The organism is Agrobacterium larrymoorei, assembly GCF_005145045.1.
Taxonomy (GTDB): Bacteria; Pseudomonadota; Alphaproteobacteria; order Rhizobiales; family Rhizobiaceae; genus Agrobacterium; species Agrobacterium larrymoorei.
Map to the genome: position 1 here is coordinate 41,446 of NZ_CP039692.1, position 22,967 is coordinate 64,412.

The following is a 22,967-nucleotide window of genomic DNA, read 5'->3' on the forward strand; positions in this document are numbered from 1 at the left end:
CAAATATCAAAAATCAACCAGGTCTTTCGCTGCCCCTACTAACCTCGTCACTGGCGAAAGAATACGCCGACAAAGACAGAGCGATGCAGCCTAATCGACCGGAAACGCAATCGTAAATGTTGTACCTTTCCCAATTCCAGGACTAGCCGCGGAGACACTTCCTCCATGCAATTCTACCAGCTGTTTCACCAAGGCTAGGCCTATTCCGAGACCGCCGCGTGAGTGCTGAAGATGGCTATCGATCTGCGCAAACATCTCGAAAATCCTTTCCACTTCGCCTGGGCTGAGCCCAAGCCCGTCGTCGGTGACCCAAATTGCAACGTCCCGACTTTGCACCGTGATGCCCACCTCGATGTTGCCGCCATCCAATGTATATTTGGCGGCATTGTTGATGAGGTTCACCGCGCATTGCGTTATGCGGAAATCATCTGCAAACACCATCACAGGCGTTTCAGGAAATCTCGTTTGAATAATATGGTGTTTCGCTTCTATATTTGGCGCAGCCATTCTGACCGCGGCCTCGAGCGCCTTCCGTAGATCAAAGCGAGTTCTCTGTAACTCTATTTTTCCCTGGGTTATGCGCGAAACGTCCATCAAATCATCGACCAAGCGCACCAGATGGGTGATTTGATCTTCCATCAATCCGGCCACTTTTTCCTTTTGTTCACCCTCGGGTCGGCGAGAAAGAAGTTTAAGACCGCCTTTAAGGGCAGCGAGAGGATTGCGTAGTTCGTGTGCCAGCACTGCGAGAAACTCATCTTTCCGGCGATCGGCGATTTGAAGTACGTTTGCTTGGGACTGTAATATATCGCGTTGCTCAGAGATGGTTTGACGCTGGCGATAGATTTCAAAAAAAACATCCGTTTTGCTTCTAAGAATATCAGCTTCGATCGGCTTTTGTATGTAGTCGACGGCGCCGGCCTCGTATCCTTGGAACCTCCTGGTTTCGCTGTGTGCGCCCGCGGTCACGAAAATAATCGGTATTCGTCGCGTGCGCTCATTCCCGCGCATTAGTTCGGCCAATTCGAAACCGTCCAAGCCTGGCATTTGCACATCAAGCAAAGCCAGTGCAACATCATGCTCGAGGAGTAGCTCCAACGCCTCGTCGCCTGATTTAGCTTTTAGGAGGGTGAGATCGTCGCGCCGTAGCAAGGCCTCGAGGGAAAGAAGATTTTCCGGCAGATCGTCAACAAGCAGAAATTTAACCGGAGAACTCATGACGCGATACTCGAGAGGTGTGATGCGATTTGATCAAGAGGAACGACCAGGGCATGAGGACAGGCCTTTATTGCAGCTTCGGGCATGGCAGCCGCGTACGCACTTTTTGGATCCTGAACAATCGTCATTCCACCTGCCTTTGCAACCGCAGAAAGTCCCTTCGCGCCGTCATGGTTAGCCCCAGTCAATATCACCCCAATAAGTTGATCTCCCCACACATCGGCAGCGCTTTCGAACGAAACATCGATGGATGGTCGGGAAAAAAGCACCTCGTCATCGCTTGAGAGGGCAATGGCATTTTCGTCTTCTATCAGCATATGGTAATTTGGCGGAGCGAAATAAATAACCCCTGATTTAATGGGCTCTTTGTCCTCCGGTTCCATAGCTTGAAGACGGCATTTCGCGGCGAAAATCTCCGCCAAAACGCTGCGCTTGCCCGGTGGAACGTGGACTATTACAAACACAGGCATATCGAAGTCACGTTCAAGAGCCGGCAATATTAAAGACAGCGCCTCAAGCGCACCCGCCGACGCACCGATGATGACGGCTTTGTATTCCTTGGCTCTCACGGGTCTGCCCTTTGATAGATCTTTTCCTCTCGTACGAAATCACGGAAACCCTCTTCATGCTGAGAAAATCTGAGCGTCTCTTTGGCCCCAAGGCCCAGAAAACCGTTGCGCGGTAGCGCCTCTTTGAATAGCCCGATCGCCCTATCTTGAAGATCTCTGTTAAAATAGATCATGACGTTTCGGCAGGAGACCAACTGCATCTCGCTGAAGACCTGGTCGGTGACGAGACTATGGTCTGAGAAAACAACATTGCGCCGGAGGCTTTTGTTGAGGACACAGCGGTTGTAGGCCGTGTGGTAATAGTCCGACAGTGAGCTTCTGCCGCCGGCAAGGCGATGATTTTCCGTAAATAGCCGCACTCGCTCTAAGTCGTAGATGCCGGCCTCAGCCTGGGCAAGTGCTTCCGGATTGATGTCGGTCGCGTAAAAGATCGTTCGGTCCTCAAGGCCTTCCTCGCGAAATAGGATGACAAACGAATAGAGTTCCTCACCCGTACTGCAACCCGCGATCCATACCTTCAGAGAAGGATACGTCAGCAAGTGGGGGACAACCTTTTCTCTGATCGCGTGAAAATAGGTCGGGTCCCGAAACATTTCGCTGACCTGTACCGTGAGGTACCGAAGCATTTTGGGTAGCATATCTGCATCGTGGAGAATGCTCTCCTGCATTGCGGTTATGGTAGCAAATCCAAGCTGCTCGCGCGCTTGGCGAAGCCGTCGCTTAATCGATGACATTGAGTACGCTCGGAAATCATAGTGATATCTATGATAGAGCGCCTCAAGCAAAAGCCGAATTTCGATATCTTCTACCCGTTCGTAAGTCTCAATCATTTTGGCATCCAAACTCGGACCAGCGATAAGAGTTTTTCAACGTCCAAGGGTTTTGCCATATAATCATTGGCACCAGCCTCGATGCATCGCTTTTGGTCGTCTGGCATTGCTTTGGCCGTAAGCGTTATCACGGGCAGCTTTTTGAACTGAACATTTGCACGGATGTGACGCGTTGCGGTAAGTCCGTCCATGACTGGCATCATCACGTCCATCAGCACCAGATCAATCTTCGCGTCTGGCTGTTCCAACGAGAGAGTTAGCTTTTGCAGCGCCTCTTCTCCATTGCGCGCAATTTCGACGAGCGCTCCGCGGGGCTCAAGAATATTCGTCAACGCATAGACGTTGCGGACGTCGTCTTCGACCACGAGAATCCGTCGGCCTTCAAGGAGGGCGTCACGACTACGTGCTTTGCGGATCATATTCTGCTGCTCATCCGGCAAGTCAGAGACGACCTGGTGCAGGAAAAGCGTTACCTCATCTAGCAAACGCTCAGGCGACTTTGCTCCCTTGATGATGATCGACTTAGAATAGCGACGAAGCTTTTGTTCTTCTTCTGCGGTCAATACGCGGCCGGTGTACACGATGACGGGCGGAAATGAATGTTCGTTGTCCTGGCTGATGGTCTCCAAAAGTGAAAATCCTGATGCATCCGGCAGTGAAAGATCAAGCACCATGCAGTCGAAGTTCTTGGTCTTAAGCTCAGCAAGGCAGTCGGCCGCCGTGCCAACACCGATCGTTTCTACCTCTGGCGAGCCAATCAGCCTCGCGACTGCATCGCGTTGGACTTCATTGTCTTCAACGATAAGGACCCTACGGACATTTTGCGATATTCTCGCTTCGAGCGACTTCATAACGTCAACGAGTTGATCCCGCTGAACCGGCTTCAATGCGTATCCGATTGCACCAAGCGACAAAGCTCGCTCTGAGTAATCTTCCGCCGATACGATGTGGATCGGAATATGGCGTGTACGAACATCTCGCTTTAGGCGATCCAGGACGGATAGTCCGGATTGGTCCGGTAGTCCGACGTCAAGAACAATCGCGCTTGGCATGAATTGCTTCGCAAGTTCCAAGGCCTCATGAGCATTGCCTGCAACGAGGGCTTGGAAGTCCAGTTCACGTGCAAGGTCTCGCAATATCGAAGCAAACGAGTGATCGTCTTCAACGATAAGCAGTTTTCGTGTTTGTTCACCGGCGAACCTGCGATCATCCTCGACTATTCCCCTTGCGTTGCCAGCATTTGGCGTGGTTGCGCTCGAAGGTGTCGACGCCGTCGCGATATCGTCTATGAGTTCATTGCTGGGAGTAACAGGAACGACTGGACCAGCGACACTGACCTGTTCAGCATCAAAGTTTTTCGGGATGAGCAGCGTGAACGTCGATCCTGAACCCGCCTTGCTTTTAAGATGGAGTGTTCCGCCGAGCAGCCTTACAAGCTCACGCGAGATCGAAAGTCCAAGCCCAGTGCCACCGAACTTGCGACTGATCGTGCTGTCGGCCTGATGAAACGCTTCGAAAATGCGATGTTGCTGCTCCTCGGCGATCCCAATTCCGGTATCGGTTACGGAAATGGCAATTCCTTCCCCTTCTGTCGGTCGCACAATCAGGCTAACTTGTCCTGCTTCGGTAAACTTGATAGCGTTGGCAATGAGGTTTTTCAAAACTTGCTCGAGGCGCTGAGGGTCCGTCTCGATAAGCGGTGCCACGTCTGCCGCAACATCGACCGAAAATCCCAAGCCCTTGTTGTCTGCAAGCGGCGTGAACATTCGCTGCAGCGCATCGACGGTCCGCTGAATGGAGACGGGTTCAGGGGTAATTTCCACATGCCCGGCTTCAATCTTTGAGAGATCGAGAATATCGTTGATCAGGTTCAACAAGTCATTCCCGGACGACTGAATTGTCTGCGCGAATTTAACTTGTTCGGGAGTTAGGTTTTCGTCAGGATTATCAGCGAGAAGCTTAGCGAGTATCAGCGACGAGTTGAGGGGCGTGCGCAATTCGTGAGACATATTGGCGAGGAAGTCTGACTTGTATCGGCTGGCCTGTTCCACCTCAGCCGCTTTCAGATTGGTTGCCTCATTCGCCTTTTCCAATCCGTCTCGCTGCCGCTCTAATTCTTGCGCCTGCTCTTCAAGCTGGGAATTGGTTTGCTCCAATTCGACCTGCTGTTGTTCCAGCCGCGCCTGCGATTCTTTAAGCGCTCTACCCTGCTCTTCCAGCTCCTCGTTAGAAACCCGTAGTTCTTCGCCCTGAACCTGAAGTTCTTCAGTCTGACGTTGCGTCTCGTGCAGCAGTGTTTGCAACTGTGTTCGGAACTCTGCCGATCGGATAGCGGTCGCAATTGTATTTGACGATTGCTCCAGTAGCTCCAGAATATGATCCCCGACAGGATGCAGAAAGCCTAGCTCGACAACAGCCCGAACGCTGCCGTCAACGCTCGCTGGTGCGATCGCGAGGTAGCTCGGCTTTTGTCTGCCGAGGCCTGAACTGAAGTTGATGTAACCGTCAGGTAGCTCGCCAACGACGATAGGTCTCTGGTTTGTGAGAACGTGCGCAAACAATCCTTCGTTTGCGCTCAGCCGCGAATGAAGTGAGTCATCAACCGGCACGCCAAAAGTCGATGACCGCTCGAATCCGTTGTGATCCTTCACAAACAGAACTCCTGCTACTGCCCCAACATAATTGCTCAGGTAGCCAAGAATACTCTCACCGACGTCAACGGTGTTTTTGTCACCCATAACAGCTTCGCTCAAACCCAATTGAGCTTGCTGCAACCACTCTTGTCGCCGCCGAGCGATTGTTGCACGTCGCATCAGATAACCGATGACGAAGGTTAAGATAGTCCCAAGCAGACCTGCGCTAACGACCAGGGCAATTGCCGTGTTGTAAGCACTATTCATAGCGACTAGGCGCTGGGCGCGTTCTTGGGTCTCTTCTACACGCATCTCAGCGATCGTCGAGCGAAGCGCGTCCATGGCAATCTTGCCCACGTCCGAGTTCACAAGAGCAAGGGCTGCCTCGGCATTCCCATTGCGCCTCATGTCGATAGTTCGAGCAAGCTCGTCAAGCTTTCTGTCAACATCAGTTCGCAATTCGGCCAGACGTCTTTGCTGAACGAGATCTGATCCCATAACCGACTCGAGCTCCTTGAAGCGCGAGGTAAGTTGAGACCGTGCTCTCTCATATGGTTCGAGATAGCGTTCGTTTCCTGTCAAAAGGTAGCCACGCTGACCGGTCTCGGCATCCTGTACATCAGATTGCAGAAGGTCGATCGCAACGATCACTTCGTGCGTTTGGACTACCTTTGAGTTGTTCTCTCGAAGCGAACGTGTGGTCTGAAGGGAAGCTATCGTGCTCGCTACGAAAAAAAGTAATGCAGCGGCGAGACCGATTAGGATCGGAGTATCGAGACCAAAACCCTTGGTAGGCCTGACGGCTGTGTCTTTTCTATGCATTCGGGCACCCTTAATGAGATGAGGTAGCCTTCACAGCGCATTGGTCTACGAGTCAATATGACAATTGCCGAAAACATGGCAAGAAGCCAAATTTTTGCAATGCCTGCTGTTTTTGTTTTCACTTTCTCAGAATTGAGCAAAATATTGATGGTACTAAATATCGAATTTCCATTTTTACAGTGCATCGGAATGTCCATCGACGCGTTCTACGCGAGAGCAAACTCATTATCGGACAATGTCATGCATTCACTGAAATTTTTTGCGATAATACCGGGCTTGGCATTCTCGTTTCCAGGCTCTGCTTCGGCAATTGATGCCCTGATCGTCAATACGTCTCCGATCGCATCGCTCATCGATGCGCCACAGACTGAACAACAAACGCAAGCCAATCTAGCTGTCGTACATCTCCAGGTTCTTCTTGATCGTGCTGGTTCATCGCCCGGGGTCATTGATGGGTATTTGGGAGACAACCTGACAAAAGCAATCGCAGGGTTTGAGGCCATGCGGCAGCTGCCTGTTGATGGCAAGCTTGATGCCGACGTTATCGTAAAACTTGGCGACGAAATTCCTGCAATTCAACCTTATGAAATCACCGAAGACGATAGGCAGGATATTATTGGCAGAATACCGGAGGATTACGCCGAACAGGCCAAAATGAGCAGTCTCGGCTACACCACCGTAGAAGAAAAACTCGCTGAGCGCTTTCATATGCACATCAATTTGATCAAAACGCTCAATCCGACAGCAGCATTCAAGCCCGGCGAGACGATTGCCGTGACGATACCCGGCGACATGAAAAGCGGTAACGTCAAACGCGTAGAGGTTCATCGGAAAGCCGGGCAGACACGCGCTTTTGCTGAGGACGGTTCACTGATAGCAGCCTACCCGGCCACCATTGGCAGTGAAGAGTCTCCCTCGCCGACAGGAACGCATGACGTAAAGGGCGTAGCGCGCATGCCTACCTATACTTAAAACCCAAAAATCAATTTCCAGCAGGGTAACAACAGGGAAATCCTCAAGTTGCCAAGTGGCGCGAACGGCCCCGTCGGAACTGTGTGGATAGATCTGACAGAGCCTACCTACGGTATCCACGGCACACCTGAACCAGAAATCATCGGCAAAGTTGGTTCGCATGGCTGCGTCAGATGGAGTTGCCCCATAAAAACCGAACATGATCAGATTTCTGTTTGACGGTCTAAGAACTCGCGCGGTGAGCGATATCCCAAAGCTTTTTGCGGGTGAAGCGTGTTGTAATGCTCGAACCACAATGGCAGTTGGGCGATGACGGTTTTAGCGTCCGGAATGGGATTGACCGAGACATAGTCGCGCTTGAACGTCTTTACGAAGGCTTCGGCCATTCCGTTGGACTGAGGGCTGCGGACCGGGGTCGTGCGAGGCTCCATCCCGATGTCCAGCAGCAGCGATCTCGTGTCTGACGCAATGAAGCATGATCCATTGTCAGTCAGCCATTCGATGGGCTTAGGAAGGATATTGATGCGGCCGAAGCGGTTTTCGACGGCCGTGATGACAAGGTCCTGAACATCTTCGCTTTTGATGCCTTCAGTAGTGGCGACATGGGCAATTGCCTCGCGGTCACAGCAGTCGAGTGCAAAGGCAACGCGGACCTTTTCTTTATTATCGCAGCCGATTTCGAAACCGTCCGAGCACCAACGCAAATTCGATTGAGCGACAGCGACAAGACCATCATGGCGACGGCTATCAATGGCTCCAGTATGGCGTTCGAGAAGCAGGCCATGCACCTTCATCACCCGATAAACGCGCTTGACGTTCGGCCATGAGCGGCTTTCGCTACGGGCTTTACGGCGTAAGAGCGCATGAACCCGGCGGTATCCATAGGTTGGCATCTCGGAGATGATCGCTTTGATTTCATCGACAAGAACATCATCCGCGAACGGCGGCCGACCACGGGCTTTGGAAGGACGCTGTCTCACCCGCTCTACCATGTTTGACCGGGCAACACCAAAAGTCTTGCACACAGCCGTCATCGGGAACTTCCCTTCGGCAATGACAGCGAGCGCAACAGGTGTTTTTTTGGGCCGGTGGCGATCTCAAGCGCCTCTTTGAGAATCTCGCCTTCCATCGTCTTCTTGCCGAGCAGACGCTGTAGTTCTTTGACCTGGTTTTGAAGGGCACGATATTCGGATGCTGGAACGACATCTTCCTCGGCAGCAGTTGCCGTTAGAGCTCCTTGGGTGGCAAGCTTACGCCAAGTGAATAACTGGTTCGGCTGGATACCGTAGCGCCGAGCGACGATGCTGACGGTTGCGTCCGGCTCATATGTCTCCTGGATGATGGCAAGCTTCTCTGTCGTCGACCAGCGACGGCGGCGCTCTGGGCCGGACAGGACTTCTATCTTAGGACTGTGACTGGTCATAATGGGCACATTACCTCGCACACTTGTTAAGTGGGAGATCGTGTCCGGATATTTATGGGGCCATTACATCAGATTGACAAACTGGGACGTCGAAGAACTGGCCGGAATGGTCAAACCAGGCGTTGTCGTCAATTTCGTTGATTGACAGCGCGTAATCTGTAGGAATGCTTAAAGCTGTAATCGAGAGGGCGACAGTGGCCACCAAAACGCGCCTTTTTTTTCAAGAGCCGCCGCTATCATAATGCCGTACCGCAATGTAAGGGCGGTTAGACGATCACGACGTAGCTTTCACGCGTTTGGTGACGGTCAAACTACGATTGAGCACATGTGCAATCTTGCGCCAATCTGCTCCACCCATCCCAGGAATTTGCAGTATCTCGCTGCTAGACAAATGGGACAAATCCTCAACTGACACAAACCCTCTGCTATGCAGTTCTCTCAGGAGAAACGGCTTGAGAGCCATTTCAGAAAAAGATTCATTCCAATACATGTCCATCGTCGGCAAATTCTGTTGATAGGCTTCGAGCTTACGCAACGTGAGACGTTATTACCAGCGCTTTTGTGCACGCAACGTGACAACCCGCGCCAGGCGTAAAGTCGGCCGCCCATCGCGACCGACATCAACATGGACCTTTACCCCACCCGGCCGATCAACGCTCCTGATCTTGAGCGTAGAGGTGTGATAGATCTTTTATCGACTACCTAACCGCATTCTCTTTCCTAAACGTAATAGTCACAGCCATTCCCGAACCTCGCTTCGAGACGACGTCGATATCAGCTTTGGCATTGTGTCTCACGGACTGTACGATCATTGCACTCAGTTTGCCTTTGCGCGGCCAGTCGGATGTGTCGGCGAGACCGACGCCGTCATCAGCCACTAAGACGGTGCAGCCTTGATCCTCAACAGTGCAGTGAACCTTAATCTCCCCACCATCGCTACCGGGAAACGCATATTTTAGCGCGTTGGTCATCACTTCATTGACCACAAGTCCAACGGGCATGGCGACATTGACGGAAACAGGCCACGTGTCGACCTTCAAGTCTAAACGGATGCCCTCGACGGCATGGGCGGACATGACAGAGCTTGCGATTTGACTGACATAGATGCCAAGATCCACGGTTTCGGTTTCATTGCTAGCGTAGAGCGAGCGATAAAGAATAGACAGCGCCTCAATGCGGCCCGCGAGCTGGCCGAAGCGATCGTTTTCCTCCTGCCGCTGAGCATTACGCGCCTCCATCCGGATCAGCGCGGTGATCATTTGCAGATTATTTTTTACCCGGTGCTGGAGCTCTTTGAGGAGTACGTCCTTCTCGGCGAGCGACTGTTCAAAGGTTGCCTCGATCTCAGACCTATCTCGCTCTGAAATCGCAAGTAATCTAAAGATCGGCGTCCCCACATCGTCGACGATTGTATTCGACCATGCATCAACGCAACGCGGCGCATCTCCTCGATCGATAGCGAAAACGCCGAGATATTCCTCTTCGGCAAGCAACGCGTCGGCAAGCTCTTTACCGTCAGCAATCGATGGACAGGAAGGAAGCGCCGTCCAACTCTGCCCCTGCAGATCTTCTGAGCGGAGCCCGGTAAGTCGTTCAAACTCGACGTTACCATAGACCAGATGTTCATCTTGACCCAGCTGCGAAACGGCAACTGCAAACGGCACGTGATCGAGAAATTGCCGAAAACGATCATCATCGAGCGCATCGGCCAAATGCGGAAGTTCGGCAACGTTAGCAGCCGTTGCTTGCTGATTTTCAAAATCGGTCATGGAGAGCTTTTCGTTTGGGGAGAACAAACCGTGCATAACAGGTCGAGCTTTCGCTTACTAATGTTTTCCTACCACCGTCGAATTGCACTTTACCCTGTTCCCAAGGTGTTTCGTAGCGCACCGATAACGGCTTTGTGCAGATAGGGCTTGGGTATGAAGCATGCTTGTTCTGGCAACTCATCAACTCTTGGCCGCTTGTGTCCTGATGTCAAAAATAAATGAACCGGCGGCCACCTTTCTCGAACGATCCAAGCTAACTGGAGACCGTTGAGTGTTCCGGGCATATCGATGTCGCTGAAAATGGCTGTTATCTTCTCCCCCGATTCTAGAATAGCGAGAGCCTCGTGCGCATTCGACGCTTCGACAACTGAAAACCCTTCAGATAAAAGATCCTCAGCGACGGTCATTCTGATAATCGGTTCGTCCTCGATGACGAGTATAATCGCCTGCAGCATTACTTTACCATTTTGATACGTGGCACGGCGAAACACCGTTAGGTGGCGACCGGTTCCGTCCAAAAGATCACCATATCATCTTAGCGGGGCTTGAGCAGGACCGCGATTGTTTCTCGTCTACTGCAACCATTTGAGGGGCGACCACGAACCTCAGCAGAATATTGGTTACTTCAGTAATAAATTAATTGTCTTGGAATATTGTCGTAGCAGAAAATTCCAAACTCCAGGCGCACGCTACGATGAATATTTTCGCTTCCAGCTCCAATCAGGTTCTCTCAGCACTAGATCTCTCCTTCGCTATCATCGAATTTCAAACGGACGGCACGATCCTAAAAGCAAACAAGAATTTCTGCGAGCTGATGGGATACTCCGAGAAAGAGATCGTCGGACAGCATCATCGTATCTTCGTAGAGAAAGACTACGCTGGTTCCTCTGACTACACCGCATTCTGGCGAAAACTTCAGGGTGGCACCTTTGAATGCAGCGAGTTCAAGCGCATCGCGAAGAACGGCGACGAGATTTGGATCCGCGGCAATTACAATCCTGTCAAAAGCAGCAGTGGCAAAGTCCTCAGGATCATCAAATTCGCAAATGACATTACGCAGACGAAGATGAATGGTCTTGACAGCGGCGCAAAGCTTGCGGCCGTTTCGCGCGCACAGGCGACAATTGAGTTCACGCCCGAGGGCAAGATTCTCACCGCCAACGAAAACTTTTTGAAGGCGCTCGGCTATTCTTTAGATGAGATCGTTGGGCAACATCACCGCATCTTTATCGAACCTGCGGAGGCAAACTCTCAAAGATATCTGGAATTTTGGACCCGGCTCCGCATGGGAGAATATGTCGCCGATGAGTTTTTGCGTATCGGTAAAGGTGGACGCCATGTTTACATCCAAGCGTCCTATAATCCGGTTTTCGATCCAAACGGAAAAATCATCAAGGTCGTAAAGTTTGCCACCGATGTTACAAGTCGCGTAGAAAATGTTGAACAGTTGGCATTGGGATTGACCCGCTTTGCAGACGGCGACCTGTCGCAACATATCGACAAACCGTTCATACCTTCCTTGGAGAGGCTTAGAACCGATTTTAATTCTGCATCCCAGAAGCTAAAGCTCGCGATGGTCTCGGTTGCCGAGAATGCCCAAGCGATTAGCGCTGGCTCAAACGAAATCCGTGGGTCCGCGGACGACCTAGCAAAGCGCACAGAACAACAGGCATCCTCTGTGGAAGAAACGGCTGCTGCTTTGGAACAGATAACGACGACGGTGAAAGATTCCAGCCTGCGCGCTGAGGAAGCTGGACGGCTTGTTGCTCGTACTAAGGAACATGCCAATCACTCGGGTGATGTCGTTCGCGAAGCAATCAGTGCTATGGATCAGATCGACGTATCGTCGAAGGCCATTTCTAACATCATTGGCGTGATTGATGAAATCGCGTTTCAAACAAATCTGTTGGCTCTCAATGCTGGTGTTGAAGCGGCACGAGCCGGTGAAGCCGGAAAGGGTTTTGCAGTGGTTGCTCAAGAAGTGCGTGAACTTGCACAGCGCTCAGCGACTGCGGCGAAAGAGATCAAGACCCTCATTACCGCTTCCGGTTCCTATGTCAGCAACGGCGTTACGCTTGTAACGAAAGCCGGCACGGCGCTCCAAGAGATCGTTTCACATGTCGAAGGTATAAACAGCGATATTACAGCGATCGTTGAGGCGTCCCGTGAGCAGTCCACTGCACTGAGCGAAATCAACCGGGCCATCAACTCAGTTGACCAAGGCACGCAACAGAACGCTGCCATGGTGGAAGAACAAACAGCGGCCAGCCATGAACTCGCCAACGAAGCTGCCGCGCTGTTCAAGTTGCTCGATCAGTTCCGCTTCGGAGTCGTAACACGCGCCCAAATCTCAAATCGTGGCGAGACCCACCGGCAAGCGGCTTCAGATCGTGCAATATCGATGGCTCCCCCAGCTTCAGCATACCGCCCAACGGTAGCTGTGAAACATCATCGGGGCTCAAACGGGTCTGCAGCCGCATCGGCTCAAGCAAATTGGGAAGAATTCTAGAACGCTTGCAGATCGGCCCTACACGTCCTGAAGTATTCCGCCAATTGATAGAAACCGTTAATGAGCGTCACTGCAATCAGACTACGTTAGGCGTCGTATTCGGGTTGCTAAACTGAGTTACAGGACATGCACCTTAATTCAGCAAATGACAAAGGTATGATTGTTCTTAACTGCACCTGCCGAAATAAATTCCTCGGAGCAAGTCATGCCATCTTCTGCAACTTTTGACTAAGCAGCAGCCTCTGTGAGCAATCTTGATGACTCTTTACCCGATACCCAATGATGACGAAAAACGAATTGAGGTGCTTGATAGCTTCGCGCTGATGGATACGGCGCCAGAGCAAGAATACGACCATATCATACAAATGGCGTCACGAATATTCGATGTCCCAACCGTTCTGATTTCGTTGGTGCACCGCGATCGGCAATTTTTCAAAGCTCGTATCGGTCTGGATGTGTGCGAGACGAGCCGAGATGTTTCTTTTTGCACATTTGCTATCATGGAACCAGCGATATTCGTTGTCCCAGATGCATCTAAAGATGAGCGCTTCCGATCAAACGCGTTGGTTACCGGACACCCTAAAATTCGATTCTACGCTGGCGCACCTCTCTTCACGTCCCAAGGCCACGCAATTGGCAGCTTATGCCTCATCGATTCGAAACCACGAGAAATGTTTTCAGACCGTGACCAGCAGATACTGCAGGATCTGGCAGCAATGGTTTTGCAGCGAATGGAACTAAAACGGTTGGAGCGCGAGAGTGAGGCCAGCCGTAACAAATTCATCCATATTACATCGACATCGCCAGACGCCATTATCTGCGCAAACGGCCAAAACCACATCACGTCTTGGAATGCAGCAGCAGCGGAGATTTTTGGCTACTCGAAAGAAGAAGCGCTGGGCAAACCTCTCGATATAATCGTGCCTGATGCGATGCGAGGTCGACACGGAACAGGTCTTGCTAAGGTAGCATCCGGCGGCCCACCTCGTATAATTGGTACTTCCTTGAATTTGACCGCGAAGCGGCGCGATGGCTCCGAGGTACCAATCGAGCTCTCGCTATCACAGTGGACCGAAAGCGGCGAGCCGCAGTTTGGGGCGATCATTCGTGATATGACAAGCCGTTTAGACGCTATCAGGCAACTAAAGCACGCTGCAGAATTTGACGAACTTACCGGTCTATCAAACAGAGCAAGCCTAAAGCATCGTATTCAAATATCCAGCGAAGGCGGTGACCCTCTAGCACTTCTCCTGATTGATTTGGATGGCTTCAAAGACGTTAATGACACCCTTGGACATCCAGCCGGAGATTTTGTTCTCAAAGCTGTGGCAGAACGTCTTCGAACCAGCGTTCCTTCCCATTTAATGGTGGCCCGTCTGGGAGGAGACGAATTCGTTGTAGTGTCCGAAACAGTTGACCCCCTTCAAGCTACTGCGGTTGCTTCGTCGCTCATTGCCGCTATCGAGGAACCAATAGAGTTCAACAACGAGCCTATTCACATTGGGGCCAGTATCGGCATATCTTTTAAACTAGGGACTGAAGAAAACGGTGACGAGTTGCTGGGGAACGCCGACTTGGCCCTTTATCAAGCAAAGGCTGATGGCCGTCATCTCGTACGCATCTTCACTCCTGAGCTTCGCCAGAAAGCATCAAAAAAAGGGAGTTTGAGTTCTTCACTCCGTCAAGCTTGGGAAAATCAAGAGTTTGAGCTCTATTATCAGCCTCAGGTAAAACTCAGTGATGGAAGCCTTTGCGGTGCGGAATCGCTGATTAGATGGAATCATCCGAACCTCGGCATTGTCTCTCCTGCTGCTTTTTTACCTGTTTTGGAATCTAGTCTCCTTGCGGTTCCGGTCGGTGAGTGGATATTGCGAACAGCCTGTGCTCAGGCAGCGCAATGGCAAAATGCTGGTCTCAAGAGTTTCAGGATCGGTGTCAACCTATTTGCGGCACAATTCCGTACACGTGATTTTGCTAGATCAGTGGAGGTCGCGCTTGCGGACAGCGATTTATCTGCTACATCGCTCGAGTTAGAGATTACCGAAAACATAATTCTGCGAAATGAACAACGCATTGTAGAGCCCCTTCATCACCTTCGTGCACTCGGGGTTGGAGTTGCGTTTGATGATTTCGGAACAGGCTTCGCGTCGTTGAGCCTTCTAAAGGACTATCCTGTCACCCGCCTGAAGATCGATCGGTCGTTCGTCAGTGGCAGCGAGCGCAATAAGAAAGATGAGGCAATCATCGAAGCCGTCATTAAACTTGCGGCGGGATTCGACCTCAATGTAATTGCCGAAGGCATTGAAACGCGCGAGCAAGAAGAAATGATGCGGGAATATGAATGCCATGAAGGACAGGGCTACCTCTACGGACGACCAATGAAGGCGGCTGATTTTACACACAAGTACCTGACGCAGGTGACGAACCAGAAGGTCTTAGGCGTCTAGACCATTTACAAGAAAAAACTTACCTTGCTCAGAGCGTTAGGAGATTATGCTAACCCACGCTTTGATGAGGCTCGAACTCGAGACCAGTAATTTTAAAAGTCCAAGTGGCCCAAGGATTGATAACTCTCAATCCGGCTGCTTCAAATGGGCTGGCATCTCGCGTTGCGACCGCGAGATCGTGTTCCGCAGCCGTAGCGGCAGTGTATCTATCAGCCTTGCCAATCACCTTTCCGGATGCGCGACCGCTGGCCATCAGATTAGCGTAAAATTGGGAGGTTCCGACGTTAAAGGGTAGAATGCGCTTCTCAAAAATCGGTAGAACTTCATCTTCAAGGCGACCGTGTAGGATCATCTGACGCTTCCCCCGCGGCATTGAGGCGATCCCGAAACGACGTTCGGCAATCGAAATCGCGGAAATGAATAGCGTTTCGATGGCCTGTGCATCCAGCCAAGTCAGCACGGCAGCATAAGGAGCCGGCTTCAAAGGCTCAGATATCACATTGGTGTCTATTAGAATCATTCGAAAGTCATGGGTACTTCCGGGGTCAAGTCGCGCTGTTGTTGCAGCGCCTCGACATCACTCTTTGACATTTTGGCTTCATGGCCGATGGCCGCGAGAAGCGACCCGAGTTTCACGCGTCCAGATGGACGGACAGCGGCTTCGAGAATGTCACGAATTTCGGCCTCGGTACTACGTCCGTGATATGTTGCTCGCGCGCGCAACGCTCGATGAGTTTCATCAGATAGCTTTCGTATAGTCACTGCAGCCATTTATCAAATTCCATCTAAATTTTCTCTTTGAGAGCAATTCCGCAAAAATGATAGCATTTTCAAGTCTAGATATGGGAATGAAAACGAGTACCTGTTCGAACTCTTCGCTCTTAAAGGGAGTCGAACCGACGACTTCCCCTTTTACCTAGCGCTCGATCAGTCAACTATTCAGATCATAAGTAACTTAGAAATCCCAATCCTCGTCTTCGGTCGCCACCGCCTTGCCGATGACATAGGACGAACCGGAGCCGGAGAAGAAGTCATGGTTTTCGTCAGCGTTGGGTGAAAGCGCAGAGAGGATCGCCGGATTGACCTTGCAGGCTTCTGATGGGAACAGCGCTTCATAGCCGAGGTTCATCAGCGCCTTGTTAGCGTTGTAATGCAGGAATTTCTTGACGTCTTCCGTCAGGCCGACGCTGTCGTAGAGTGCTTCGGTGTATTTTGCCTCGTTATCGTAGAGTTCAAGCAGCAGATCGAAGGCGAAGTCCTTTATGTCCTGACGCTTCTGTTCCGGCAGACTTTCCACGGCACGGTGGAACTTGTAGCCGATGTAATAGCCATGCACGGCTTCGTCGCGGATGATCAGGCGGATCATGTCGGCGGTGTTGGTGAGCTTGGCGCGGCTCGACCAGTACATCGGCAGATAGAAGCCGGAATAGAACAGGAAGCTTTCCAGGAAAACGGAGGCGACCTTCTTCTTCAATGGATCGCCACTGTCGTACTCACGCATGATCAGTGCGGATTTCCGTTGCAGGAATTCGTTCTCTTCCGACCAGCGATAGGCATCGTCCACATCCGGCGTCGAGCAAAGGGTGGAAAAGATCGAGGAGTATGAACGTGCGTGCACCGCCTCCATGAAGGAGATGTTGGACAGCACCGCTTCCTCATGTGGCGTGGCGGCATCCGCCATCAGCTTCACGGAACCGACGCCGTTCTGAATCGTGTCCAGCAGCGTCAGGCCGGTGAAGACGCGGATGGTGAGCTGTTGCTCTTCCGGCTTCAGCGTAGCCCATGATGGAATGTCGTTGGAGAGCGGCACCTTTTCCGGTAGCCAGAAATTACCTGTCAGGCGGTTCCAGACTTCAAGGTCCTTGTCGTCTTCGACGCGGTTCCAGTTGATGGCGCGGATGCGGCTGGCAGGCTTGACGGCGATGTTCATGTGTTGATCTTTCGAAGCGTTCTTGTTCACAGCGCGCATGACACGCAACCCTGCACTTCCGTGCCTTCCAGCGCCATCTGACGCAGGCGGATATAGTAGATGGTCTTGATACCTTTCTTCCACGCGTAGATTTGCGCCCGGTTGATGTCGCGCGTGGTGGCCGTGTCACGGAAGAACAGCGTTAGGGACAGCCCTTGATCGACGTGCTGGGTGGCCGCAGCATAGGTATCGATGATCTTCTCAGGGCCTATCTCATAGGCATCCTGATAGTAGTCGAGATTGTCGTCACTCATGAACGCGGCGGGATAATAGACGCGACCGATCTTCCCTTCCTTGCGGATTTCGATCTTCGAGACGATGGGATGGATCGAAGAGGTCGAGTGATTGATGTAGGAGATCGAGCCCGTCGGTGGCACGGCCTGCAGGTTCTGGTTATAAAGGCCCGAGGTCATAACGGCCTGCTTCAGCGCCAGCCAATCGGCCTGCATGGGGATCGCGATGCCTGCCGTCACGAACAGTTCGCGGACGCGTTCTGTGGCCGGTAGCCATTCCTTTTCGGTGTATTTGTCGAAATACTCGCCGGAGGCATATTTCGACTTCTCGAATCCTTTGAAGCTGACGCCTCGCTCGGCGGCAATCCGGTTCGAGGCGCGGATGGCGTGGTAGGTCACCGTATAGAAATAAATGTTGGTGAAATCGATGCCTTCTTCCGAGCCATAGAAGATGCGTTCACGGGCGAGATAGCCATGCAGGTTCATCTGGCCGAGACCGATGGCGTGGCTATCGTCATTGCCTTTTTCGACCGATGGCACGGAAGAGATATGGCTCATGTCCGACACGGCCGTCAGTGCCCGGATCGAGGTCTCGATCGTCTTGCCGAAATCGGCGCTGTCCATCGTCGCGGCAATGTTCAGCGAGCCGAGATTGCAGGAGATGTCCTTGCCCATGACCTTATAGGACAGGTCGTCGTTATATTCGCTGGCATCGCTGACCTGCAGGATTTCCGAGCAGAGATTGCTCATGGAAACGCGTCCTGCAATCGGGTTCGCCCGGTTCACCGTGTCCTCGAACATGATGTAGGGATAGCCGCTCTCGAACTGTATCTCGGCGATCACCTGGAAGAAGTCGCGGGCCTTGATCTTCTTCTTCTTGATCCGGGAATCCGCGACCATCTCCCGGTACTTTTCGGTCACGGAAATCTCAGTGAACGGGACGCCATAGACGCGCTCGATGTCGTAGGGCGAGAACAGGTACATGTCCTCGTTGTTCTTCGCCAGTTCGAAGGTGATGTCGGGCACGACAACGCCAAGCGACAGCGTCTTGATCCTGATCTTCTCGTCGGCGTTCTCCCGCTTGGTATCCAGGAAGCGCATGATGTCGGGATGATGGGCGTTGAGGTAGACGGCACCTGCACCCTGACGCGCACCAAGCTGGTTGGCGTAGGAAAAGCTGTCTTCAAGCAGCTTCATCACGGGAATGATGCCGGATGACTGGTTCTCGATTTGCTTGATCGGCGCACCCGCCTCGCGGATATTCGTCAGCGAAAGCGCAACACCACCGCCACGCTTGGAAAGCTGAAGGGCGGAGTTAATGCCGCGGGCAATCGACTCCATGTTGTCTTCCATGCGCAGCAGGAAGCAAGAGACGAGCTCGCCGCGCTGCTTCTTCCCGGCATTGAGGAACGTCGGTGTCGCGGGCTGGAAACGACCGGAGATGATCTCATCCATGAGGGCCAGCGCGAGCGTTTCGCTTCCCTGGGCCAGCGTCAGGGCAACCATGCAGACACGGTCTTCGTAGCGTTCCAGATAGCGTTTGCCGTCGAAGGTCTTCAGCGTGTAGCTAGTGTAGTATTTGAAAGCGCCGAGGAAGGTCGGAAACCGGAATTTCCGGGCGTAGGCGGCGTCAAACAAATCCCGAACGAAATTGAAGGAATATTGGTCCAGAACCTCACGCTCGTAGTACCCCTCCGTGACGAGGTAGTCGAGCTTCTCGCGCAGGTTATGGAAGAACACCGTATTCTGGTTGACGTGCTGCAGAAAATACTGCTTTGCCGCCAGGCGGTCCTTGTCGAGCTGGATTTTGCCTTGCTCGTCATAGAGGTTCAGCATCGCGTTGAGGGCATGGAAATCCAGTTCGGATTCCGATGTCTTCAAAGGCTTTTCGAAAGTGGTCGCGTCCAAAATCGTTCCAATCCGTGTTTGACGTTCGCGACGTCGTCCTCAGTGCCGAGAAGTTCGAACCTGTAGAGGTAAGGCACCTGGCATTTCTGGGAGATGACGTCGCCGGCGATCCCGTAGCTCGCCCCGAAATTGCTGTTGCCCGCAGCGATCACGCCACGGATGTTTGCGCGGTTTTCCGCATCATTGAGGAAGCGGATCACCTGCTTTGGAACGGCCCCTTTTCCGCCTTCGCCGCTGTAGGTGGGAAGGATCAGAACATAGGGGGTTTCGACCTGAAGGCTTTCGGAAGAACTGAGAGGAATGCGCCGCGCACTCATCCCCAGTCGTGCCACAAAGCGATGGGTATTTTCCGACCGGCTGGAGAAATAGACGATCTGGCCCATTGCTCTGGCTCAGGCCGCAAGAGTGCTGATCATATCCGGACGAAAGCCTGCCCAATGGGTCTCGCCAGCAACCACGACAGGAACCTGACGATAGCCAAGTCCCTGAACCAGATCATACGCAGCGATGTTTTCGGAAACATCCACGACGGTGTAATTGATGCCCTGACGATCAAGAGCGCGGGTGGTGGCTGTGCACTGGACGCAGGCTGGCTTGCTGTAAACGGTAACTGTCATGATGATCCTCGTGAGATTTAGTAGGCGTGCGATATTGATCGGGCGTGATGAACGCCCGTGCGGAAATTCAGGAATGTATGGCAGCCGAAATCGGCGACGGGCGTTACCGCCCGTTATTCACGCGGATACTGACTAGAATGACGCGACATTGACTTCACCCCGAAGTGGTTGATGCGGGGATCAGGGGAAGCGGCACGCGCAGGATCATCCCGCACGCAAACGCGACCGTCGGACACCCCGCCCGTGGACGTATTCGTTTGAGGCAGGTCTCCTGGCTTGCGGGTCGCTGCATCCGTCTCGCCTTCCCAAGACCTTTCGGCATCAGTGGCAGTTTGAGAGGATGCTCGCCGCTTACAGTTGCGGGGGCAGCTCCGGCATTGGTTTGTCCAGAATGGACATCACGCACCGTATTCCCGTCTTAGCTCCCGACGCGAATCGGAAGAACCTCGAACACTAGATATAGTATGCGAAATGAAATTTCAGTCAATGGATATGATACACTGCTGACAAAATCGATGAGAATAAAGTTATGGGAACCGTATCCGCTCTCAGTGCAATCAACAGTGATATGAACCGACGGATCTGGTCTCTGACCAGTTGACGTCCTTCTAAAACTTTAGCCGCGCTGTCAACGTCGCATTGAAAGGCTCTCCGATCTGGTTTCCGAAGGCTGTGCTTCCGATCGAAGAGGTATAATAGGTTCGATCGAGAATATTTTTAAGATTGAGCTGGAGGGTAATCGGCCGTTCTAGTGCAAAGGTATAGGCGGCGAAAGCATCAACAACTGCGTAGCCTGGCAGATCGTATGAGTTGTCGTTGATCCCGGCTCTGTCGCCAACCGCGCGGATACCGGCGCCAATTTTTAGCGTATTACCAGATGAGCCAATTTCACCCATGTCATACGCCAATGACAATGAACCAGTGTGGCGAGCTACGTTGACGGGGCGTTTGCCAGCGTTCTCCCCCTCTTTGACCTCTGCATCCGTATAGGCGTAGCTTGCGATGATATCGATATCGGATGTCAGCGACCCTGCGACATCCATTTCGATACCGCGAGCGCGGACAAGCCCAGCCGTTTTGAGGACAGTCGCACTACCTTCAATTGCATTGTATGCGACGTTTTCCTTATCTGAACTGTAAAGGGCGACGTTAGCAGTCAGTCCGGCGGGAAGCTCGAATTTCGAGCCGATCTCATAGGAAATCCCCTCTTCCGGTTTCAGATTGCCATATGCGCTTGCAATGGAAGACTGTGGCCTGAATGTTTTGGCAGCGTTCAAGTAGAGCGAGACATCCGAGGTGAGCTTGTAGACGATTCCAGCATTGGGAACGAGAGCATCACCAAAGCTATCGGTGTTGTCCTTAAACGGTCGTCCTTTGCCTGCCAGCAGATCGTAATATTGATATCGCAGGCCACCGACAACGATCCATTGGTCATTGAGGTGAACGGAATCCTGCACGTAAACGGACGCCGTGGATAGTTTTTCAGTCTGGTCGCTGTCGGATGCGGAAACAGTCGTGCACTCAGGCAGGTTGCCGTAGACCGGATTATACATATTGAAATTTGTATTGTTTCCGCAACGAAGCATATCCGTGCGCAACGTATCACTGTAATCGTAGGATGCGCCTATCAGCAGATCATGCTGCATTCCACCTATCTCGACATCTCCGGTCAGATCGGCACGCAGCGCGTGGTTGTATATGGTGGAATAATTTGTCGCGTCCGCTCTTCTCGTAACCACGCCGGTGACGGCGTTATAACCTGTTACACGCGCCTGATTGTCTGAATAGACATTGCGGCTATAGCTGTAATCGATTCCGAGCTTCCAGTTATCCGAAAGCTCATGGTCGATCTCAACTTGGAAGAGGTCGGACTTTCCATCTGTGATATTATAGGGCTCGTCGAAGCGGATCTTGCGGTTCACATTCACGGCGCGGCCCGTGGTGGTGTCGAAGATCGTCCCACGGTCGAAAGGCACGCTGTAATCCTCATGCATGTAGGTCGCGGTAATCTCAGTATCTTCGCCGGTCCATTTCAGGGACGGAGAGAGCAGCCAATGCTTCGTTTCTCCGAAGTTGCGCCAGTAGTCGACATCCTTATATTCACCGATCAGGCGATAGGAGAGGTCCGTGCTTTCGATTGGGCCGGTAACATCAACGCCTGTCGTGCCGCCGCCAAAGCTTGAAAGGTTGCCATAGACTTCGCCTGAAAACGTATCTTCCGGCCTCTTCGTCACAACGTTGACCATGCCGCCGGGATCGAGAATGCCATAGAGGGTGGAGGATGGACCTTTCAGGACTTCGACGCGATCCGTCATGGCATTGAACGAACGCGGGATAGCCGTTTTCAATCCGTTAGTCAGAATAGAGCCGTCTCTGTTGTCACCGAACCCACGACGAATAACGGAGTCCTGCGTTCCGCCCAGGGTGTTGGTCTGAGTGACGCCGCTGATATTGCCCAGCGCCTCATCAAGATTGTTGGCATTCTGGTCTTCCAGAACCTCATGGGTAACGACATTGACCGCCTGGGGAATATCGATCAACGGAGTATCGGTGCGCGTGGCCGTGCTGGTGGACCTTGGCTGATAGCCATCCACAGCACCTGAACCATTGACGACGATGGGCGCGAGAACGGTGGACGTTTCCGTATTAGTGGTTTGATTTTGCTCGGACTGACGGGCGGACTTCTTGATCGCAGCACTCTCCTGCGCCATCGCCTGCGTCGCACTCAGGCTTCCTGCCACCGCAAGCGCAACCAATGCCACCTGCATCTCGCTTCTGTCGAATCCCATGCTCATTCAGTCCCCATGAATGCAAAATCAATCTCTCACGAGGGCTTCATGATTTTCATGAATGTAGTAGTCAACTTTAAAATCCAAAAGATGTCCTATTTCAGTTCGAAATAATGGGACCGAAAGACGGCCTGACAGCCCCTAAACCATGTCTAAACCCGATTTCCGGCGAGCATCTGCAGGCGAACGCCCGCTGATTATTGTTGACTACTACATTCATATAATAGAAATGACGCACATATTTTTGAGAGAAATGGCT

Annotated in this window: 18 protein-coding genes and 1 riboswitch; of the genes, 4 read left to right on the forward strand and 14 right to left on the reverse strand. The window is 52.3% G+C overall.

Annotated features, from left to right (window positions below):
• Positions 1-90: 90 nt before the first annotated feature.
• Genes CFBP5473_RS14585 through CFBP5473_RS14600 form a run of 4 tightly spaced genes read right to left on the reverse strand, consistent with a single transcriptional unit; the run spans position 91 to position 6,072 of the window.
• Positions 91-1,218, reverse strand: coding sequence for a hybrid sensor histidine kinase/response regulator (locus tag CFBP5473_RS14585; protein WP_027677203.1), 1,128 nt, complete (start codon positions 1,216-1,218; stop codon positions 91-93).
• Positions 1,215-1,787, reverse strand: a complete 573-nt coding sequence (locus CFBP5473_RS14590; RefSeq protein WP_027677204.1) for a chemotaxis protein CheB — start codon at positions 1,785-1,787, stop codon at positions 1,215-1,217. Before CFBP5473_RS14590 ends, CFBP5473_RS14585 begins: the two co-directional genes overlap by 4 nt.
• The gene (locus tag CFBP5473_RS14595) at positions 1,784-2,617 is read right to left on the reverse strand and encodes a CheR family methyltransferase (RefSeq protein WP_027677205.1); all 834 of its coding nucleotides are present in this window, start codon (positions 2,615-2,617) and stop codon (positions 1,784-1,786) included. The genes CFBP5473_RS14590 and CFBP5473_RS14595 overlap by 4 nt, the downstream gene beginning before the upstream one ends.
• A complete protein-coding gene (locus tag CFBP5473_RS14600) occupies positions 2,614-6,072 on the reverse strand; it encodes a response regulator (RefSeq protein ID WP_027677206.1) in 3,459 nt (1,152 codons plus the stop codon). The genes CFBP5473_RS14595 and CFBP5473_RS14600 overlap by 4 nt, the downstream gene beginning before the upstream one ends.
• 57 nt (positions 6,073-6,129) lie before the next feature.
• On the opposite strand from CFBP5473_RS14600, the gene CFBP5473_RS14605 reads away from it, so the two are divergent.
• Both CFBP5473_RS14605 and CFBP5473_RS25700 read left to right on the forward strand, forming a co-directional pair.
• Positions 6,130-7,044 carry a peptidoglycan-binding protein gene (locus CFBP5473_RS14605; RefSeq protein WP_051441441.1) on the forward strand — a complete coding sequence of 305 codons (915 nt, stop codon included), beginning with the start codon at positions 6,130-6,132 and terminating at the stop codon, positions 7,042-7,044.
• Positions 7,045-7,092: 48 nt separating this feature from the next.
• Positions 7,093-7,263 carry a L,D-transpeptidase gene (locus CFBP5473_RS25700; RefSeq protein ID WP_413228973.1) on the forward strand — a complete coding sequence of 57 codons (171 nt, stop codon included), beginning with the start codon at positions 7,093-7,095 and terminating at the stop codon, positions 7,261-7,263.
• Here the strand turns inward: CFBP5473_RS25700 and CFBP5473_RS14610 are convergent.
• From CFBP5473_RS14610 to CFBP5473_RS14625, 3 genes are all read right to left on the reverse strand, one after another.
• Positions 7,248-8,467 (reverse strand): IS3 family transposase gene (locus CFBP5473_RS14610; protein ID WP_136954414.1). Its coding sequence is split into 2 segments (ribosomal slippage): positions 7,248-8,125 and positions 8,125-8,467, totalling 1,221 coding nucleotides; the frame shifts between segments, so codons are not numbered across the junction. The two genes, CFBP5473_RS25700 and CFBP5473_RS14610, sit on opposite strands and share 16 nt — an antisense overlap.
• 698 nt (positions 8,468-9,165) lie before the next feature.
• Positions 9,166-10,236 carry a sensor histidine kinase gene (locus CFBP5473_RS14620; RefSeq protein WP_027676575.1) on the reverse strand — a complete coding sequence of 357 codons (1,071 nt, stop codon included), beginning with the start codon at positions 10,234-10,236 and terminating at the stop codon, positions 9,166-9,168.
• Between the two features lie 89 nt (positions 10,237-10,325).
• Complete coding sequence (locus CFBP5473_RS14625) at positions 10,326-10,691, reverse strand: response regulator (RefSeq protein ID WP_027676574.1); 366 nt, start codon at positions 10,689-10,691, stop codon at positions 10,326-10,328.
• Between the two features lie 239 nt (positions 10,692-10,930).
• Here CFBP5473_RS14625 and CFBP5473_RS14630 point away from each other — a divergent pair, with 239 nt between their 5' ends.
• Together CFBP5473_RS14630 and CFBP5473_RS14635 are read left to right on the forward strand one after the other, a co-directional pair.
• Positions 10,931-12,745, forward strand: coding sequence for a methyl-accepting chemotaxis protein (locus CFBP5473_RS14630; RefSeq protein ID WP_027676573.1), 1,815 nt, complete (start codon positions 10,931-10,933; stop codon positions 12,743-12,745).
• A 257-nt stretch (positions 12,746-13,002) separates the two neighbouring features.
• Positions 13,003-15,192 (forward strand): sensor domain-containing phosphodiesterase, encoded by a 2,190-nt coding sequence (locus tag CFBP5473_RS14635; RefSeq protein ID WP_027676572.1) that lies wholly within the window; start codon positions 13,003-13,005, stop codon positions 15,190-15,192.
• Between the two features lie 49 nt (positions 15,193-15,241).
• Here the strand turns inward: CFBP5473_RS14635 and CFBP5473_RS14640 are convergent, their stop codons facing one another.
• The 7 genes from CFBP5473_RS14640 to CFBP5473_RS14670 all read right to left on the reverse strand — a co-directional run bounded on the left by CFBP5473_RS14640 (position 15,242) and on the right by CFBP5473_RS14670 (position 22,714).
• Positions 15,242-15,712: a type II toxin-antitoxin system VapC family toxin gene (locus tag CFBP5473_RS14640; RefSeq protein ID WP_051441368.1), complete on the reverse strand. Its 471-nt coding sequence runs from the start codon at positions 15,710-15,712 to the stop codon at positions 15,242-15,244.
• Positions 15,709-15,963: a FitA-like ribbon-helix-helix domain-containing protein gene (locus tag CFBP5473_RS14645; protein WP_027676571.1), complete on the reverse strand. Its 255-nt coding sequence runs from the start codon at positions 15,961-15,963 to the stop codon at positions 15,709-15,711. The genes CFBP5473_RS14640 and CFBP5473_RS14645 overlap by 4 nt, the downstream gene beginning before the upstream one ends.
• A gap of 184 nt (positions 15,964-16,147) precedes the next feature.
• Positions 16,148-17,122 carry a class 1b ribonucleoside-diphosphate reductase subunit beta gene (gene nrdF, locus CFBP5473_RS14650; RefSeq protein WP_027676570.1) on the reverse strand — a complete coding sequence of 325 codons (975 nt, stop codon included), beginning with the start codon at positions 17,120-17,122 and terminating at the stop codon, positions 16,148-16,150.
• Between the two features lie 26 nt (positions 17,123-17,148).
• Complete coding sequence (gene nrdE / locus CFBP5473_RS14655) at positions 17,149-19,302, reverse strand: class 1b ribonucleoside-diphosphate reductase subunit alpha (RefSeq protein WP_027676569.1); 2,154 nt, start codon at positions 19,300-19,302, stop codon at positions 17,149-17,151.
• The gene (nrdI, locus tag CFBP5473_RS14660; protein WP_027676568.1) at positions 19,272-19,685 is read right to left on the reverse strand and encodes a class Ib ribonucleoside-diphosphate reductase assembly flavoprotein NrdI; all 414 of its coding nucleotides are present in this window, start codon (positions 19,683-19,685) and stop codon (positions 19,272-19,274) included. The genes nrdE and nrdI overlap by 31 nt, the downstream gene beginning before the upstream one ends.
• A 9-nt stretch (positions 19,686-19,694) precedes the next feature.
• On the reverse strand, positions 19,695-19,919 hold the full coding sequence (nrdH, locus tag CFBP5473_RS14665) for a glutaredoxin-like protein NrdH (protein ID WP_027676567.1): 225 nt from the start codon (positions 19,917-19,919) through the stop codon (positions 19,695-19,697).
• 244 nt (positions 19,920-20,163) lie between these two features.
• Positions 20,164-20,383: riboswitch (cobalamin riboswitch) on the reverse strand.
• A gap of 144 nt (positions 20,384-20,527) precedes the next feature.
• Positions 20,528-22,714 (reverse strand): TonB-dependent siderophore receptor, encoded by a 2,187-nt coding sequence (locus tag CFBP5473_RS14670; protein ID WP_234881827.1) that lies wholly within the window; start codon positions 22,712-22,714, stop codon positions 20,528-20,530.
• Positions 22,715-22,967: the final 253 nt, after the last annotated feature.

What these genes read in the sequence shown, in the direction of transcription:
- CFBP5473_RS14585 (WP_027677203.1), bottom strand. Translation starts at nt 1,218, where the DNA reads ATGAGTTCTCCGGTTAAATTTCTGCTTGTTGACGATCTGCCGGAAAAT.
- CFBP5473_RS14595 (WP_027677205.1), bottom strand. Translation starts at nt 2,617, where the DNA reads ATGATTGAGACTTACGAACGGGTAGAAGATATCGAAATTCGGCTTTTG.
- CFBP5473_RS14600 (WP_027677206.1), bottom strand. Translation starts at nt 6,072, where the DNA reads ATGCATAGAAAAGACACAGCCGTCAGGCCTACCAAGGGTTTTGGTCTC.
- CFBP5473_RS14605 (WP_051441441.1), top strand. Translation starts at nt 6,130, where the DNA reads ATGACAATTGCCGAAAACATGGCAAGAAGCCAAATTTTTGCAATGCCT.
- CFBP5473_RS14620 (WP_027676575.1), bottom strand. Translation starts at nt 10,236, where the DNA reads ATGACCGATTTTGAAAATCAGCAAGCAACGGCTGCTAACGTTGCCGAA.
- CFBP5473_RS14625 (WP_027676574.1), bottom strand. Translation starts at nt 10,691, where the DNA reads ATGCTGCAGGCGATTATACTCGTCATCGAGGACGAACCGATTATCAGA.
- CFBP5473_RS14630 (WP_027676573.1), top strand. Translation starts at nt 10,931, where the DNA reads ATGAATATTTTCGCTTCCAGCTCCAATCAGGTTCTCTCAGCACTAGAT.
- CFBP5473_RS14635 (WP_027676572.1), top strand. Translation starts at nt 13,003, where the DNA reads ATGACTCTTTACCCGATACCCAATGATGACGAAAAACGAATTGAGGTG.
- CFBP5473_RS14640 (WP_051441368.1), bottom strand. Translation starts at nt 15,712, where the DNA reads ATGATTCTAATAGACACCAATGTGATATCTGAGCCTTTGAAGCCGGCT.
- CFBP5473_RS14645 (WP_027676571.1), bottom strand. Translation starts at nt 15,963, where the DNA reads ATGGCTGCAGTGACTATACGAAAGCTATCTGATGAAACTCATCGAGCG.
- nrdF (WP_027676570.1), bottom strand. Translation starts at nt 17,122, where the DNA reads ATGAACATCGCCGTCAAGCCTGCCAGCCGCATCCGCGCCATCAACTGG.
- nrdI (WP_027676568.1), bottom strand. Translation starts at nt 19,685, where the DNA reads ATGGGCCAGATCGTCTATTTCTCCAGCCGGTCGGAAAATACCCATCGC.
- nrdH (WP_027676567.1), bottom strand. Translation starts at nt 19,919, where the DNA reads ATGACAGTTACCGTTTACAGCAAGCCAGCCTGCGTCCAGTGCACAGCC.
- CFBP5473_RS14670 (WP_234881827.1), bottom strand. Translation starts at nt 22,714, where the DNA reads ATGAGCATGGGATTCGACAGAAGCGAGATGCAGGTGGCATTGGTTGCG.